Source organism: Saccharospirillum sp. ABV4_185 (assembly GCF_056159245.1).
The window spans coordinates 2,055,380-2,069,688 of sequence record NZ_JBSWUW010000001.1 but is presented as its reverse complement, the minus strand read 5'-3'; the positions used below and the strand labels follow the sequence as shown (position 1 = coordinate 2,069,688).

Genomic DNA, 14,309 nt, shown 5'->3' with positions numbered 1-14,309 from the left:
CCCCTCCTGCACTCCGGCCCACCTTTTTTAAAATTGACCGATACGGATACAAGAAGTAATGAAAAAACAGCAAGGTTTTACGCTTATCGAACTGATCATGGTCATCGTGGTGTTGGGCATTCTGTCGGCGTTTGCCCTGCCGCGTTTTGTGGATTTTAGTAGCCAGGCTTCTACGGCTGCCTTGCAAGGTGCGCTGGGCGCAGTCAAATCTAGTTCAGCCATCGCTCATGCGTCCTGTCTCGCAGATGCAACCTGTGATACGACTGCATCAGGTTCTACTACCTTCCTCGAAGGCAATATTGATATGGACTTCGGTTATCCCGGCGCAGACGACAATGCAACTGGCATAGTCCAGGCAGCCAACTTAGAAGGTTTTACCCTAACTCGCTCTTCCGGCGTTGATGGAACTAACGCTGGATTGATCATCACTAACAACGCACTCGCAGACACAGATGCATGCGTATTTTATGTTGCTGCTGTGGATGCAACCACGCCTCCTGTTATTGGCACTGGTGTCGTTGGTGGTTCGTCAACCCCGACCTCAGCAACCTGCCAGTAAGCAGCGTTAAGATAGATACCCCAACTATTCAGGGGTGGTCAGCAACGCCCCGACACAGGCATCGCCTTGGTCGGGGCGTTTTGCATTTCAGTACACAGGTCAGTCTATGGAACGCGGTTTTACGCTTGTCGAATTGGTCTTGGTCATTGTCATCATCGGCATTCTGGCCGCGGTCGGCATGCCGCGTTTTTTTAACGCCGATACCTTCGAAGCCGCAGACGACCGCACCGCCTTTCAGTCAGCCTTAAACTTGGTACGCAATCGCGCCGTTACTGCTCAGTGCAGCTATGAAGTGCGCATCGACAGCAACGGCTGGAGCGTCTGGCGAGATCAGGACAGCGCCACCAGCTGCGATTCCAGTAACGGTTTCAGCTCACCGGCACCGGTCTGCGGTGATGCTCCAGCCTATGCGTTCAGCGACGGCAATGGCGGCACCCTGAGCGGCAGATTGTCACTGCCCGCCAGTTCAGCAACGCCGCTGGTACGGCTGATTTTCACCCCGCGCGGCCAGGTACATAGGCTCACGTCGGAATGTGACGGTACGTTAGACGCCGATAACCGACCGGATCCGAATACCATCATCACCCTCAGTAACGGCGCCAGCTTGCGTCTGGATGGAGTCACCGGCTATGCCAGCTTGCAGTAAGGGCGCCAGACGCCAGGCCGGGCTAACCTTGATCGAGCTGATCATCACCATCGTCGTGCTCGGCATTGCTGCCGTCGCCGTGTTGCAAATTCTGGGGGTACTGGTGCTGCGTAATGTCGACCCGATGCTGCGCAGCCAGAGCCGCCTGCTGGCCGAAGCCATGCTCAACGAAGTTCAGACCAAAGCCTTTTTCGACAGCAATGATGACCCGGTGTTAAACCCCGGCAGCATTCCTCTCAGCGTCTGCCCGACACCGGAAACGCTGAGCAATAACGACCGCAACGGCTGGGACAATATCTGCGACTACAACGGTTACGATTCCGACCCCGACGGACCGCGTTTTCGCGATGGCTCGCCGATATCGGAGTTGGCTGATTATCGGGTTCAGATAGCGGTCAACGCTGGCTTTGGAGTTTCGCTCGGCGGCCTGAGCAACACCGCCGGCTGCATTCCACAGGTCGCCCGCATTAGCGTCACGGTCACCGATCCGCGCGGCCAGCCACTGACACTCGACGCTTACCGCACCAGTTATATCCATGACACTCAGGGAGGCTGCTGATGCTGACATCCAGCCGCGGTTTTACCCTGGTCGAACTGGTCATTGTCATCGTCATCACCGGTATTCTGGCGGTGGTGGTCGGGCCTTTAATCGGTCGCGGTTACAGCAGTGTGTTCCAGTCCAGCGAACGCGCTTTTTGGGTACAGCAGGCGGAATACGCCTTTTTTCATCTGCGTCAGGATTTGAGTCAGTCGGTGCCTAACTCGGTGCGCACGCCGATTAATAACAGCGATACCCAAGCCGTGGAATTTCTCGGTTTTAGCCAGACCGGCGCCACGCCCCGACTGCGCTATCGGCAACAAGCACTGAGCGGTTTTGATCAACTGATAACCGGCGGTGATAACGCCTTTGATGTCTTTGCTGACCTTGGCAACTTACAACTGCCGGCCAGAGTCAGTATTGCCGGCGGCAGCGCCACCCAGGTGCTGGGTGACTGGCAAGCCAATGCCTCAACCGGGGGCGTGGCAGTCATCAGCGGCTACAATGTTCACAGCGATGACCCAGCCGACCTTAACTGTGACTGCGGTGCCTGTGGCGACTGCCCGGTAACGACGCTTAATCTGCACAACGCCACCCACACCTTTACCGACCACTCTCCGTTTTATCGCGCCTATCTCAGCGATGGTCCGGTGGCGTATCAGTGCAGTGGCGGTTTTCTGTGGCGGCACAGCGGTTACAACAGCGTCAGCAACAGCGATTTGAGCGCCCGCCTGTCGCTTGCTGGCAATGCTGTAACCAGCGCCCGGGTGATCGACTCGGTGCAAAGCTGCCGCTTCGACTGGCATCCCGGCACCGTTATGCAACCGCCCAGCCTGACGGTGACACTGAGTGTCGGCAATGCGCGCGAGAATATCCGTTTGATTGACACCATCATCCTGGCGGGTGCGCTATGACATCGCCGCAGCGCCAGCAAGGTTTCACCCTGGTGGCGGTGATCTTTCTGATCATCGTACTCGGCGGCGCCCTGGCGTTGCTGGCGACACTCGCCACTCAAAGCAGCGGACAGATCACCCAGAACCTGTTGCAAAGCCGGGCGCGTCTGGCGGCCCAGGCCGGGCTCGAATGGGGAACTCAGCAACTGGTCACCGCTGCTGCTCCGGCCACCCTGTGCACGGGCACTCTAGACGGAGCGACGGTAACCGTACCCGCTTACCCCACTATCAGCGTCCGCCTGCTTTGCCAGCAACGACAGTACGGTAACCCGATCATCGTTCTTTATGATTTAACGGCCCGGGCCGAATACGGCCAGCTGGGTGCGGCAGACTATGTGTGGACGGAGCAGAATGCGACGCTGGAATTTAATTAAGCCGGTTTTCGGTCTGCTGCTGGTTGGCTGCATCGGTACCCTGCAGGCAGCGACTTACAATCTGTCGCTGGGTCAGCGCCCTTACTGTTCAACCAGTTGGAGCGTTTCTGGTTCGACCTATCGCTGCAACAGCAACGGCCGTATCGCTTTGGGCAGTGGCGATATCGTCGTCGCCAACGGCTCTGCAACATTGATTGCCAACGACGGTTTTAACCTGCGCAACGCCACAATCGGCACAACCGCCAATCCAATCAAGATACAGTCGAGCTATGGTGATATCGATGCCAACGGCGCCACGGTGTTCGGCGACCTGGAAGCCAGCAGCGGCGACATTAACCTCACCAATAGCAGCGTCGATGGCAGCATAACTACGGGCGGCAGTATCAACCTGTCCGGCGGTTGGGTCAGTGGTGATGTCACCAGTTCCAATCACGGCATTATCGCCAACGGCACCTTGCTGCAAGGAACGGTCACGGCAAATGGCAATATCCAGCTGACCGACAGCGAGGTTGCCGGTCAGGTCACCAGCACGGCCAACAGCATTACAGCCACCGATTCAGACTTACTCGGTGGTGCTCAGTCAAACGGAGATATCCGCATTACGGGCGGTACCCTGACCGGCGATTTCCATTCCACCAGTAATCGGATGTACCTCGACCGGGTCACCATGACCGATGGCAGCCTCAACGCCGGCACCATCCGCATTACCGATTCCAGCCTGGGCGGCGCCACCGGGGTGGTCAACGCCAACGCCCGCAATGGCGCCATCAGCTTAATCAACAGCTCGGTGATTTATGGCGACCTGACAGCGCCAAGCTGGTCCACCATCAACGTCTCCGACGACAGTCAGGTGTTTGGCAACTGCACGCCGGAGAGCCCGGGCTGCATCAATCGCCCACCGGTGAATTGCCCACTCGCCACTGGCTTAACCGGAGAGTATTTCGATAACACCAACCTGAGCGCACCAAGCGCCTTCAGCCGCACCGATGAGCAGATCGATTTCAACTGGGGAATCTTCGGTTCACCCAACGTTGCAGCGCTCGGTATCGATGATTTTTCCATTCGCTGGAGCGGCTATCTACGCGCCCCAACCAGTGATGCGTTTGAAATCGCCGTGCGCAGCGACGACGGCGTGCGCCTGAGCGTCGACGAATTCCTGATCATCAATAACTGGACCAATCACAGCGCCACTCTGGACAGCGCCGAACTGAACCTGGACGCCAATCGTTACTACCGACTGGAGCTGGACTATTACGAAGCAACCGGCAGTGCCCGCATCGAATTGCTGTGGGATATCACCAACGACGGCCGCACCAATTTCACCCCCATACCAGCGCAGTATCTGGTGCATTGCGACGCGTTGCTGCCCACACCGAAACTGGAGTGGCGCATGGACGAACCGCGCTGGAACGGCAGCCCCGGCGAAGTCACCGACAGCAGCGACAACAATAACAGCGGCACCGGCGGCGGTAATATCAGTACGGTGTCCGGCTTTTTGTGTCGCGGCGGTGAATTTGACGGTGTTGACGATTTTATCCGCGCGCCATCGCTCTATAACGCCCTGAGGGGCGATGCGACGCTAAGCTTCTGGATTCGAACCAGGGCCACCGGCAACGACACTCCCTATCTGGCACCGGGCATTAGCGGCGTCGAAGAGAGCGGCGGCACCGACGATATTTTCTGGGGCTGGCTGGACAGTCGCGGGCACATCGGTCTGGCCGTCGGCAATGGCAGCAACGGCAAATCGAAACAAGCCATCAACGACGGCGACTTCCATCACGTCGTGCTGATTCGCAACGCCAGTAATGGCAATTACCGCATCTACATCGATGGCAAACTGGATCATGCCGGGCGTCAGGCCAGCGGCCTGATCGGAACCTACTTCGAAAGCCTGGGCCGGGTAGAAAACACCAACGGCGGGCCGACGTATTTTCAGGGTGAGCTTGATGAAGTCATGGTGTTCGAGCAGTTGTTCAGCAACGGCGACGTCAAACTGCTGTACGACCTGCAACGCCAGGGCAAAAACCTCGACGGCGGCGATCGCGACCTCAGCCAGTGCGGCGGCAGCCAACCGTTTTGCATCACCGACAATTTCCAGGGCGCACTCGACAGCAGCCAATGGCAGGTTAATGGCAATGGCTTTACCCCACGAACCCAGGGCGGCCGACTGCGCCTGACCGACGATGCGACCGATCGCGCGACCTCAGCGACGCTGTTGCAGCGTTTTCCCAGCGCCGGTAATCGCATCCAGGTCGAATTTGATTTTTACGCCTACACCAACAACGACGATGCCGCCGACGGCGTCGCTATCGTGTTGTCCGATGCCAGCCGCGCGCCGGTCGCCGGTGGTTACGGCGGTTCGCTCGGTTACGCCCAGAACAACAATGCCAACGAAGATGGCTTCCTCGGTGGCTGGCTGGGTGCCGGTATTGATCTGTTCGGTAACTACGCCAACGCCACCGAAGGTCGTCAGGGCGGTGTGGGCCAGCGGCCAAATTCGGTGTCGGTTCGTGGCTCAGGTGAAGGCCGAAGCGGTTACGCCTACCTGACCGGCACCGCCGCCAACCTGTCGCCGGCGCTGCTGACCGGACGTAATAATGCTCAGCGCTATCGGCTGACGGTCGATCACAGCAACGGCAGCCAGGCGCTGGTCAGCGTCGATCGTGATGCCAACAACGATGGCATCTTCGATCGTCTGGTCGGGCCCTTCGATGCGCTCACTCATCCCGGCCAGAGTGCAATACCTGCCGAGATGTTGCTCACTCTGACCGGCTCGACCGGCGGCTCCAGCGCCAGTCACGAAATCGACAACCTGGAAGTCTGTGCCACCAGGGCCGAACCCTATGAACCAGAAATTCACCACTTCGAACTGGTGCGCAGTCGCGCCACCGGCCTCACCTGTGAACCGCTGGCGGTGGCGGTGCGCGCCTGCCTCGATGCCCAATGCAGCAGTCAATACAGCAAGCCATTTGATATCCAGCTGAACGCTAACGGCCCCATCAACAGAAGGGTATCCGGTGACGACATCAACAGTGGCGACCGCCTGAATCTGTGGTTGAGCAATGCCGGCGACTACAGCCTCTCGGTCGCCAACAGCACACCGGCGACGACCAATGCCAGCGCACTAAAATGCTTTATCGGCACAACCGAACAGACCAATTGCAACGTCACCATGAAAGACACCGGGCTGCGCTTTTTCGACCCCAATGACAGCAACCAAAGTTCGTTGCCGCTGATCGATCTGGTCGCCGGGACAGCACGGGATATCAGCGTTCAGGCGGTCGAAACCAAGCCAGGCACGCGCATCTGTCAGGGGGTTTTTAATGATGGAGAAACACTCGATTTCAGCATCGGCAGCCGCTGCAGCGACCCGGCCAGCTGCCTGGCAGGTGAACAGGTGGTGCTCAACGACACCAACCTGCCCAACCCACAAGACAAGATAGCCGGCGCCGAGCGCACCAGCGTTGCACTGACCTTCAATACCAACTCAACCGCCAGCTTCGAAGTCATGGCACCAGACGTTGGCAAGCAGCCGCTGCTGATGTCGTTTGAGTTTGATGACCCGGACAGCGATCCGAGCTCCATCACCGCCATCAGCGATCAAATTGATCTGCGCGTGCGGCCGGCAGCGTTACAGATCGTCACGGTTGAAGGCTCAGGGCGAACACCGGGCATCAATGAAAGCGTCGCTGACTTACTGGACGAGGACTATTTTGAAATCGCCGGCGCCCCCTTCTCGGTGATCCTGGCCGGGCTCGACAGTGACGGCAAGCCGACTGCCAGCTTCGGCCGCACCACGGTCATGCCCGAGGTGACCTGGTCATCGGATCTGCACGCGCCCAGTGCCGGCGTCGCTGGCGCCATCGCACCAAAGATCAGTGAGACTGATCAGTGGAGCGCCACCGACGACGACAACCAACTGCAAACCTCGGGCGTCAGCTATTCAGAAGTCGGGGTCACCGCGCTCAGTGGCCAGATCGAAAGCTATTTGGACATCGATGGCGTGGCGGATGTCAGCGTCGACATCAATGAGCGTCTGCTGGGGCGTTTTGTACCGGCTTGGCTGAGCGTCAGCCAGGAAGGTCTGGCGCAATGGAGTGAGCAAACTTATCGCTATCAGGGTCAAGCGGGCGATCTGAGCGGCCTGAGTGTGAACATCGTCGCCAAAGACTACGCCAATCAGCCGCTGGCCAACTACGATGGCGACCTGTTCAGATTCGATGCGCAGTTCTCAGGCTCGATCACCCGCCTCGACAGCCAGAATACGACCGGCGCTGCGCTGCAATACGACAGTGACGATCTCAATTGGCAGCGCGACGCAGACGACGTCGACTACGATGCCGACACGGCCGCGCACCTGGGCTTAGCGGATGTCGAACTGACCTGGCCGCGTAAAGCCGTACCTGATGCTAGCGATCTGTCGCAGAAAATCGACAGATTGCGCCTGAGCCCTGATGCGCTGACCGACCGTGATGGTATCTGCTATAAGCCCAATGGCGATGCAGAGGAAGCCTGCGCGCACTTCGATTTCGAACTGTCTGAAGTGCAACTACACTACGGCCGGCTAAACGCCGATCCGCGTGCCAGTGGCACCACGACTCAGGTGATTCTCCCGGTTTGGGTGGAGACCCTGACCGCTGTCGATCCGGGTCAGGAACCCGCCTTTACCTTCCAGAACCTTGTCACTGCCGACGGCCAAACCAGCAACACAGAATTGACCGGCCTCGTAGCCGATGGCGTGTGTCGCCTGGATGGAGAGAACGATGTGGCTGACTGCGCCGCCATTGCGGCCAGCGCCACCGGCCAACTCAGCGGTTTAACAAGCGGCCAGGGTTATTTCACCGTGGCTGGCAATGGCGCCATCGGCGTAGTTGGCGTCCGTGCCCGGGTGCCCAACTGGTTGAGCTGGGATTGGGATGATGACAGCAGCACGGATGAGAACGGACCCGCCTCCATGCTGTACTTCGGCCAATATACCGGCCGACCGCCGCTGCTGTTCCAGGGACCGGGCTTCCGTTAACGCAAGCCCGCAAAAGAGGTCAGATTAACGGCCATAAGCGCAGGCTGCCGCTTGCCGGCGGCTCGCTGACAAAGCGCACCAGGGCGTCGTAATCGAAGCCGCGCCAGCGCGACATATACTGGCGAATCTGGGCTTCGCCGGGAATGCCGACCGGTACCAGCGCCTCACCGCGCGTGCGGGTGCGCAGGTGCCAATAGCACAGGTCGTTATTGGCCATCACGGCCACTTCTTCCAGGTCCGCCATATCCAGCTCGGTCTTGGCTTGCAGGCCACGGCGGTATATCAGGCGGTCTTTGGTCAGTTCCACGGCAGGGGTCGTCATGTAGTCTCGTTCTCCATTACTGCAATCGTTCAGCGCGCTTCAAAATCCGGCAGGCCGTCGAGCGGATCATTGGGTTGGTCTTCCAGTCGTCGCACCAGAATGGTGGTACGACGGTTGGCGTTACGGCCGGCGACGGTCTCGTTGCTGGCCACCGGATAGCGGTCGCCCTGATAATCGGTTTCGATCATGCCTGGTTCGATGCCGTGTTCGACCAGATAATCGGTCACCAGATTGGCGCGACGCTCCGACAGCCGCCGGTTTTCGTAGCGGGTGCCCTGGTTATCGCTGTGGCCGACGACCGACAGCGACAAAATAAAGGGATCGGCCTCGATGTAGGTGATCATGTCATCGAGGATGGATTCGCCCTGGGGCGTTAAATAATCCTGGCCCGGCGGATAGAGCACAGTGGTACGTTCAATCTGCGCGAAATTCACCGGCAGCAGGCCCGCCGAACAGGCCAGGTACTGCGGATAAAACTGTTTGAAATCGACCGGTGACAGCCGCACCCGCACCGGCTCGGAGCGGTACTTGGCCTGGCGGGTCAGCGTCGGCGACATGCCATTACCGAGCTCGGCCATCATGCGCCGCGCCCGGTCCGGTTCGACCCGCAACGGAATCAACCGCTCACGCACCCGGGTATAACCGAGCGCCGAGGTCAGCGCACTGGAACGCCATTCCGGCGCTTCGATGGTGATCGCCGCTTCGCCTTCGGCCATCAAATTGCGCGACACTTCCAGATAAAATTCCAGCTCCCGGCCGGCTTCCTGAAAGAAAACCGCCATGCCGTAATTGGGAATCGGCTGCATGAATTTGCAGTAGAATTCGTTGCCTTCAGACACCCAGTCGGTATCGGTCATGCCGGTACCGAAGGTGACTGCCTGGCTGGTCAACGTCAGGCTGGCCAGCATCAGCCACACGCTGAAACGGCGAGTTCTCGCCGCCGTGCGCCGCCACCGGGCCAATCGTTGCCGTCCGTTCATGGAATTTCCTCGTCTTACGGTCGTTCTGTGCGGATTATTATTGGCTATAGCAAAGCCTTTGCCAGTCTTGATGAGGTTATCGGCCGGACCATCAGTTTCCTTGCCATAGCAAGCTACTTCATTAAGATGACCGACAAACCCCTGGAGTGGAGCGCGCGTGTCGCACCCCGATGCCCACTGGCTGCTATCGCAGCGTTTTCGTGGCTACTACCCTGTTGTTATTGACGTTGAAACCGCCGGCTTCAATGCCCAGACCGATGCCCTGCTGGAAGTGGCAGCCATGACCTTACGCATGGATAACGAAGGCTGGCTGCAACCGGATGAAATCCAGTTCTTCAACGTTGAACCCTTTGCCGGCGCCAACCTGGAACCGGCTGCGCTGGAGTTTACCGGTATCGATCCGGATAACCCGCTGCGCGAGGCCGTCGACGAAAGCACCGCCCTGACCAGCATCTTTAAAATGGTGCGTCGTGGCATTAAAGAAACCGAATGCAAGCGCGCTATTTTGGTGGGTCACAACGCTACCTTCGATCATTCTTTTATGATGGCCGCGGCCAATCGCGCCAACCTTAAACGCAATCCGTTCCATCCGTTTTCCACCTTCGATACCTCGGCACTGGCCGGGTTGGTTTTCGGTCAGACGGTGCTGAAAAAAGCCTGCACTACGGCTGGCATCGACTTTAACGACCGCGAAGCCCACAGTGCCGAATACGACACCCGCAAGACGGCAGAGCTGTTCTGCGAAATGGTGAATCGGTGGAAAAAACTCGGTGGCTGGCCGCTGTTTGAAGAGCCGGCGACAATGGCCGATGCGATGGACGCTATGGATCAGGAGCATGGTTCATGAAATGCATGGCTGATTTGTGTGTTATTCCTATCGGCGCAGGCGTGTCAGTGGCCGATGAAATTGCCCAGTGCCAGCGGATTCTGGCGCGCTTTGCTATCGACACCGAACTGCACGCCTACGGCACCACCTTGTATGGCGACTGGGACGAGGTCTTCGCCGCCATCAAGGCCTGCCATCAGGAACTGCATGAAGCCGGTGTCACGCGTTTGAGTTCGACCATTAAAGTCGGCACCCGCAGCGATAAAGAACAGACCTTCGCCGACAAGAAAAACGCTGTGCTTGACCGCCTCGCCAAAGACTGATCAGCGTCCTGCTAGCGCCTTCCTAGCGTAAAAAGCCGCAGATCGCGCCCATCAGAATAAACACCAGGCTGGTGTGGCCAACGTTGATCAGATAGAGCCGCATCGGTCGGTGCTCGAACAGATAGTGCACGGCCAGTGCCAGCGCAAAAAACAGCGCCGTCAAACAACCCAATTGCACACCGTGCATCACAGTGTCATCCCGTGCCGCCAGTTCGAAGAAAATCGCCATGATCAATTCGAGCCCGACGGTCGCGCCCATCATCAGTTTAAAATTGGACTGTTGTACCTGCTCCAAAGTCACACCCGCTGCCTGACGCCATTCCTCACCCAACAGAGGGCCGTACCACAAAGCGCCAACGCCCATACCGACAACCGTGGCCAATACGACTGCGACAATATCCATCACCATGACAAAGCTTCCCGGTCAGCAAAACAATGCTGCCAGCATAGGAGATAAAACGGAGGAAAGGGAAGTGGCGGCAGCGTGCCGTTCAGGCAACGCCACCGCCGGGTACGCAGCGGCTTAGCTGGTCTCGTTCGAGGATGAACTGTCCGTACTCTTCTCGGAGGTACTGCGCGCCGTTGTGGTGGCGCTGGCATCCGTCTTGGCCTTGGACTTCGCCTTGGCTTTTGCTTTTGGCGCTGCCTTTGCTTTGGCTTTCGCCGGTGCCTTGGCAGCAGACTTGGGCTTGCCGTTGTGCCACACCACCTTGGATTGATCGCGCGCCAGTTCGTCGAAGGCAAAGTCATCGACCGTCAGTAAGTCGAGCACCTCGGCTTCGTAAGCAACCATAAAGTCACGATCATCCTGGCTGATCAGCTTGGCCTTCAACGCCTCTTCAAAACGCTGCTCCGGGTGCAGCGCCGTCATCGGCAACTGACCTTTGGCGTAGGCCTTGTCGATGGTGCGGTACAGATCGGTGGCGCGCTCATTATCCTTCAGCAAGGCGTTATAACGCGCGACCGGATTGCTGTACTGACCTTTGCTCTGCGTCTGCCAGGTGTCTTCGAGCAGATAAGCGCGCAGCTTGGAATCGGTCGATACATCGTGAGCGATTTCCGAGGTCAGCCGGTCCGCCGGCATATGCCAGCGACGACCGAGCGGCAAGACCACCGGACGCACCGCCCGCGCCACCCAACGGTTAGGCAGATTGTGCAGCACTTCATCCAGCGCCAGTTCAGCACGGTGCAACAGGAATTCACAGGAATAACGCATCAGCGCTTCTTCACCCGGCACCTTGCGACCTTCCTGCCATTGCTTGAGCACCATCGACGTCATGTACAGATTCGACAGCACATCACCGAGCCGCGCCGAGAGCATTTCACGCAGCTTCAACGAACCGCCGAGCGTGCCCATGGCGACATCCGCCATCAGACTGAACGAGGCGCTGAAGCGGTTTACAGCGCGCGCATAGCGTGCAGCCTCGCCATTGAACGGATTGCTACCCGTCGGTACACCCAGCGCTGCGCTGAACGAACGCGCCACGTTGCCAGCGACCATGCCCAAATGGCCAAAGATGGCTTTGTCGAAGGCTTTGATGTCATCGGCGTCTTTGGCCGCCAGCTCATCGAGCACATAGGGATGACAACGAATCGCGCCCTGGCCGAACACCATCAGACTGCGGGTCATGATGTTGGCGCCTTCAACAGTGATCGACACCGCTGTCGCCGAATAACCAATGCCTAAATAGTTACGCGGACCCAGAGTGACGGTTTTGCCACCATGAACGTCCATGGCATCGGTCACCATCTGACGTTGGAACTCGGTCAACTGACTTTTCAGAATGGTCGAGGGCACCGCCGGTTTCTGGCCGTTATCGATCATATTGGCGGTATGCGCCACCGTCGCCCGGGCGATGTAACCCATGGCTGCAATGCGCGCCAACGGCACTTTAACGCCTTCCATTTCCGCCACCGGCGTATTGAACTGACGACGAATGCGCGTAAAGCCACCGGCCAGACCGGCCATATAACGACCGGTTCCGGACGCGCCAGACGGCAAGGTAATGCAACGACCCACCGACAGACATTCGACCAGCATGCGCCAGCCCTGGCCGGCCATTTCGGCGCCGCCGATCAAATACTCCAGCGGGATAAATACATCCTTGCCTTTGATCGGGCCGTTCATAAAGGGGCTGCCGATCGGGCAGTGACGACGACCGATTTCCATGCCGTCAGTGTCGCGCGGAATCAGTGCGCAACTGATGCCGATGTCTTCAACATCGCCGAGCAGTTTATCCGGGTCGAACATCCGGAATGCCAGACCGACCACAGTGGCGACCGGCGCCAGGGTGATCCAGCGTTTTTCAAAATTCAGCCGCACACCGACCACTTCCTTGCCGTTGTGCATGCCTTTGCAGACGATGCCGGTATCGGGGATTGAAGTGGCATCGGAACCGGCGCGCGGACCGGTCAGACCGAAGCAAGGCACTTCACGACCATCGGCCAGACGCGGCAGGTAATGATTCTTCTGCTCTTCAGTGCCGTATTTCAGCAGCAACTCGCCTGGGCCCAGAGAGTTGGGCACGCCGACAACGACCATCAAAGTTTCGTTTAACGACAGCTTTTGCAGCACTGCCGATTGCGCCTTGGCAGAAAAACCCAGACCGCCATATTCCTCGGGGATGATCATGCCGAAGAATTTTTCTTTCTTCAGGTAATCCCATACCGCTTCCGGCAAATCGGCTTGCTCAACGGCAACTTCCCAGGCATTGACCAGGCCGGTGACGTGATCGCACTGCTTATCGATAAACGCCTGCTCACGTTCGCTTAACCCCGGATTACGCTGACCCAGCAACTGTTGCCAACGCGGCTGGCCGGAGAACAACTGACCGTCCCAGAAGACGGTGCCGGCTTCCAAAGCAACGCGCTCGGTTTGCGACACACGCGGCGCTACTTGCTTGAAAAAGGCGAACAACTTGGGCGTCAGCCAGCTGCGCCGCAATTGCGGCAGACCGGCAAAGGCCACGGCCGCAGCGATCAGGGCGTACAACAAGCCCAGCAACGGACTGCCCAACACGAAAGCGACAACCGTCAGGACCGCCAGGGTGATGACCGACACCAACGCGCCCGGCTCACGCCGCAACACCGCCAGCATCACCACCACAGCGAGGATCAACACCAGTAAATGGTTCATAAGGATCTCCCGGTTAAAAAACACTTGTCACAGTAAACCAAACAACTGTTTGAAAACGTATCGATTTACGGACTCAGATGCCAATACTAGGAGATTTTTTTAACGGTTGTTGACTTCAGCGCAATAAAAAACACCCAAACCGACTCTTGTTGAATACAAAAACCGCAGACAAAAAAATGCCCGGCATAAAGCCGGGCTAGAAATGTGCGGGCCGGGAAAAAGCCCGCTGCTCCCTGGGAAAAGGGGAATCAGGAAGCGTGCTCACCAATGAAAGTTTTCAGCGCGCTGGCGGGTTGAGCGCCAACACGAGTACCGACCGGCTTACCGTTTTCGAACATCATCAGCGTCGGCAGACCACGAACACCGTACTTGGACAGTACTTCCGGATGAGCGTCGGCATCGAGCTTAACGATGGTGACCTTGCCGTCGTATTCACCAGCCAGGTCTTCCAGAACAGGAGCGATCATTTTGCATGGACCGCACCAGTCGGCGTAGAAATCGACCAAAGTCAGGCCTTCACCGCCTTCAACAGACTGGGCGAATTGTTCAGCGTTCAGCATGGTTACAGCAGACATAATGTTGTTTCCTTGAATGACTAACTTTGACACCGCCTATGATAGGTGCGATCCCAT

The 14,309-nt window shown here is 58.1% G+C and carries 13 protein-coding genes; 8 read left to right on the top strand and 5 right to left on the bottom strand.

The features are described 5' to 3' along the window. The first annotated feature begins 58 nt into the window (after positions 1 to 58). The 6 genes from ACXAE6_RS09655 to ACXAE6_RS09630 all read left to right on the top strand — a co-directional run bounded on the left by ACXAE6_RS09655 (position 59) and on the right by ACXAE6_RS09630 (position 8,090). Positions 59 to 559, top strand: coding sequence for a prepilin-type N-terminal cleavage/methylation domain-containing protein (locus ACXAE6_RS09655; protein ID WP_475146894.1), 501 nt, complete (start codon positions 59 to 61; stop codon positions 557 to 559). Positions 560 to 665: 106 nt separating this feature from the next. Next, positions 666 to 1,205 carry a prepilin-type N-terminal cleavage/methylation domain-containing protein gene (locus tag ACXAE6_RS09650; protein ID WP_475146890.1) on the top strand — a complete coding sequence of 180 codons (540 nt, stop codon included), beginning with the start codon at positions 666 to 668 and terminating at the stop codon, positions 1,203 to 1,205. Further along, positions 1,189 to 1,764 (top strand): prepilin-type N-terminal cleavage/methylation domain-containing protein, encoded by a 576-nt coding sequence (locus ACXAE6_RS09645; RefSeq protein ID WP_475146886.1) that lies wholly within the window; start codon positions 1,189 to 1,191, stop codon positions 1,762 to 1,764. Before ACXAE6_RS09650 ends, ACXAE6_RS09645 begins: the two co-directional genes overlap by 17 nt. Continuing rightward, a complete protein-coding gene (locus tag ACXAE6_RS09640) occupies positions 1,764 to 2,657 on the top strand; it encodes a type II secretion system protein (RefSeq protein WP_475146882.1) in 894 nt (297 codons plus the stop codon). The genes ACXAE6_RS09645 and ACXAE6_RS09640 overlap by 1 nt, the downstream gene beginning before the upstream one ends. Further along, complete coding sequence (locus ACXAE6_RS09635; protein ID WP_475146880.1) at positions 2,654 to 3,070, top strand: hypothetical protein; 417 nt, start codon at positions 2,654 to 2,656, stop codon at positions 3,068 to 3,070. The genes ACXAE6_RS09640 and ACXAE6_RS09635 overlap by 4 nt, the downstream gene beginning before the upstream one ends. After that, a complete protein-coding gene (locus ACXAE6_RS09630; RefSeq protein WP_475146876.1) occupies positions 3,048 to 8,090 on the top strand; it encodes a DUF6701 domain-containing protein in 5,043 nt (1,680 codons plus the stop codon). The genes ACXAE6_RS09635 and ACXAE6_RS09630 overlap by 23 nt, the downstream gene beginning before the upstream one ends. 19 nt (positions 8,091 to 8,109) lie before the next feature. On the opposite strand, the gene ACXAE6_RS09625 is transcribed toward ACXAE6_RS09630, so the two are convergent. Continuing rightward, positions 8,110 to 8,412, bottom strand: coding sequence for a hypothetical protein (locus ACXAE6_RS09625; RefSeq protein WP_475146872.1), 303 nt, complete (start codon positions 8,410 to 8,412; stop codon positions 8,110 to 8,112). A 29-nt stretch (positions 8,413 to 8,441) separates the two neighbouring features. Beyond that, a complete protein-coding gene (locus ACXAE6_RS09620) occupies positions 8,442 to 9,392 on the bottom strand; it encodes a flagellar protein MotY (RefSeq protein ID WP_475146868.1) in 951 nt (316 codons plus the stop codon). A gap of 157 nt (positions 9,393 to 9,549) precedes the next feature. On the opposite strand from ACXAE6_RS09620, the gene rnt reads away from it, so the two are divergent. Next, positions 9,550 to 10,239, top strand: coding sequence for a ribonuclease T (rnt, locus tag ACXAE6_RS09615; protein WP_475146863.1), 690 nt, complete (start codon positions 9,550 to 9,552; stop codon positions 10,237 to 10,239). Then, positions 10,236 to 10,541 (top strand): MTH1187 family thiamine-binding protein, encoded by a 306-nt coding sequence (locus ACXAE6_RS09610; RefSeq protein WP_475146860.1) that lies wholly within the window; start codon positions 10,236 to 10,238, stop codon positions 10,539 to 10,541. The genes rnt and ACXAE6_RS09610 overlap by 4 nt, the downstream gene beginning before the upstream one ends. Positions 10,542 to 10,563: 22 nt before the next feature. On the opposite strand, the gene ACXAE6_RS09605 is transcribed toward ACXAE6_RS09610, so the two are convergent. The 3 genes from ACXAE6_RS09605 to trxA all read right to left on the bottom strand — a co-directional run bounded on the left by ACXAE6_RS09605 (position 10,564) and on the right by trxA (position 14,252). Next, complete coding sequence (locus ACXAE6_RS09605; RefSeq protein ID WP_475146855.1) at positions 10,564 to 10,950, bottom strand: DUF1761 domain-containing protein; 387 nt, start codon at positions 10,948 to 10,950, stop codon at positions 10,564 to 10,566. Between the two features lie 114 nt (positions 10,951 to 11,064). Beyond that, positions 11,065 to 13,677 carry an acyl-CoA dehydrogenase gene (locus tag ACXAE6_RS09600; protein ID WP_475146851.1) on the bottom strand — a complete coding sequence of 871 codons (2,613 nt, stop codon included), beginning with the start codon at positions 13,675 to 13,677 and terminating at the stop codon, positions 11,065 to 11,067. Positions 13,678 to 13,925: 248 nt separating this feature from the next. Then, complete coding sequence (trxA, locus tag ACXAE6_RS09595; RefSeq protein WP_392802078.1) at positions 13,926 to 14,252, bottom strand: thioredoxin; 327 nt, start codon at positions 14,250 to 14,252, stop codon at positions 13,926 to 13,928. Positions 14,253 to 14,309 lie beyond the last annotated feature (57 nt).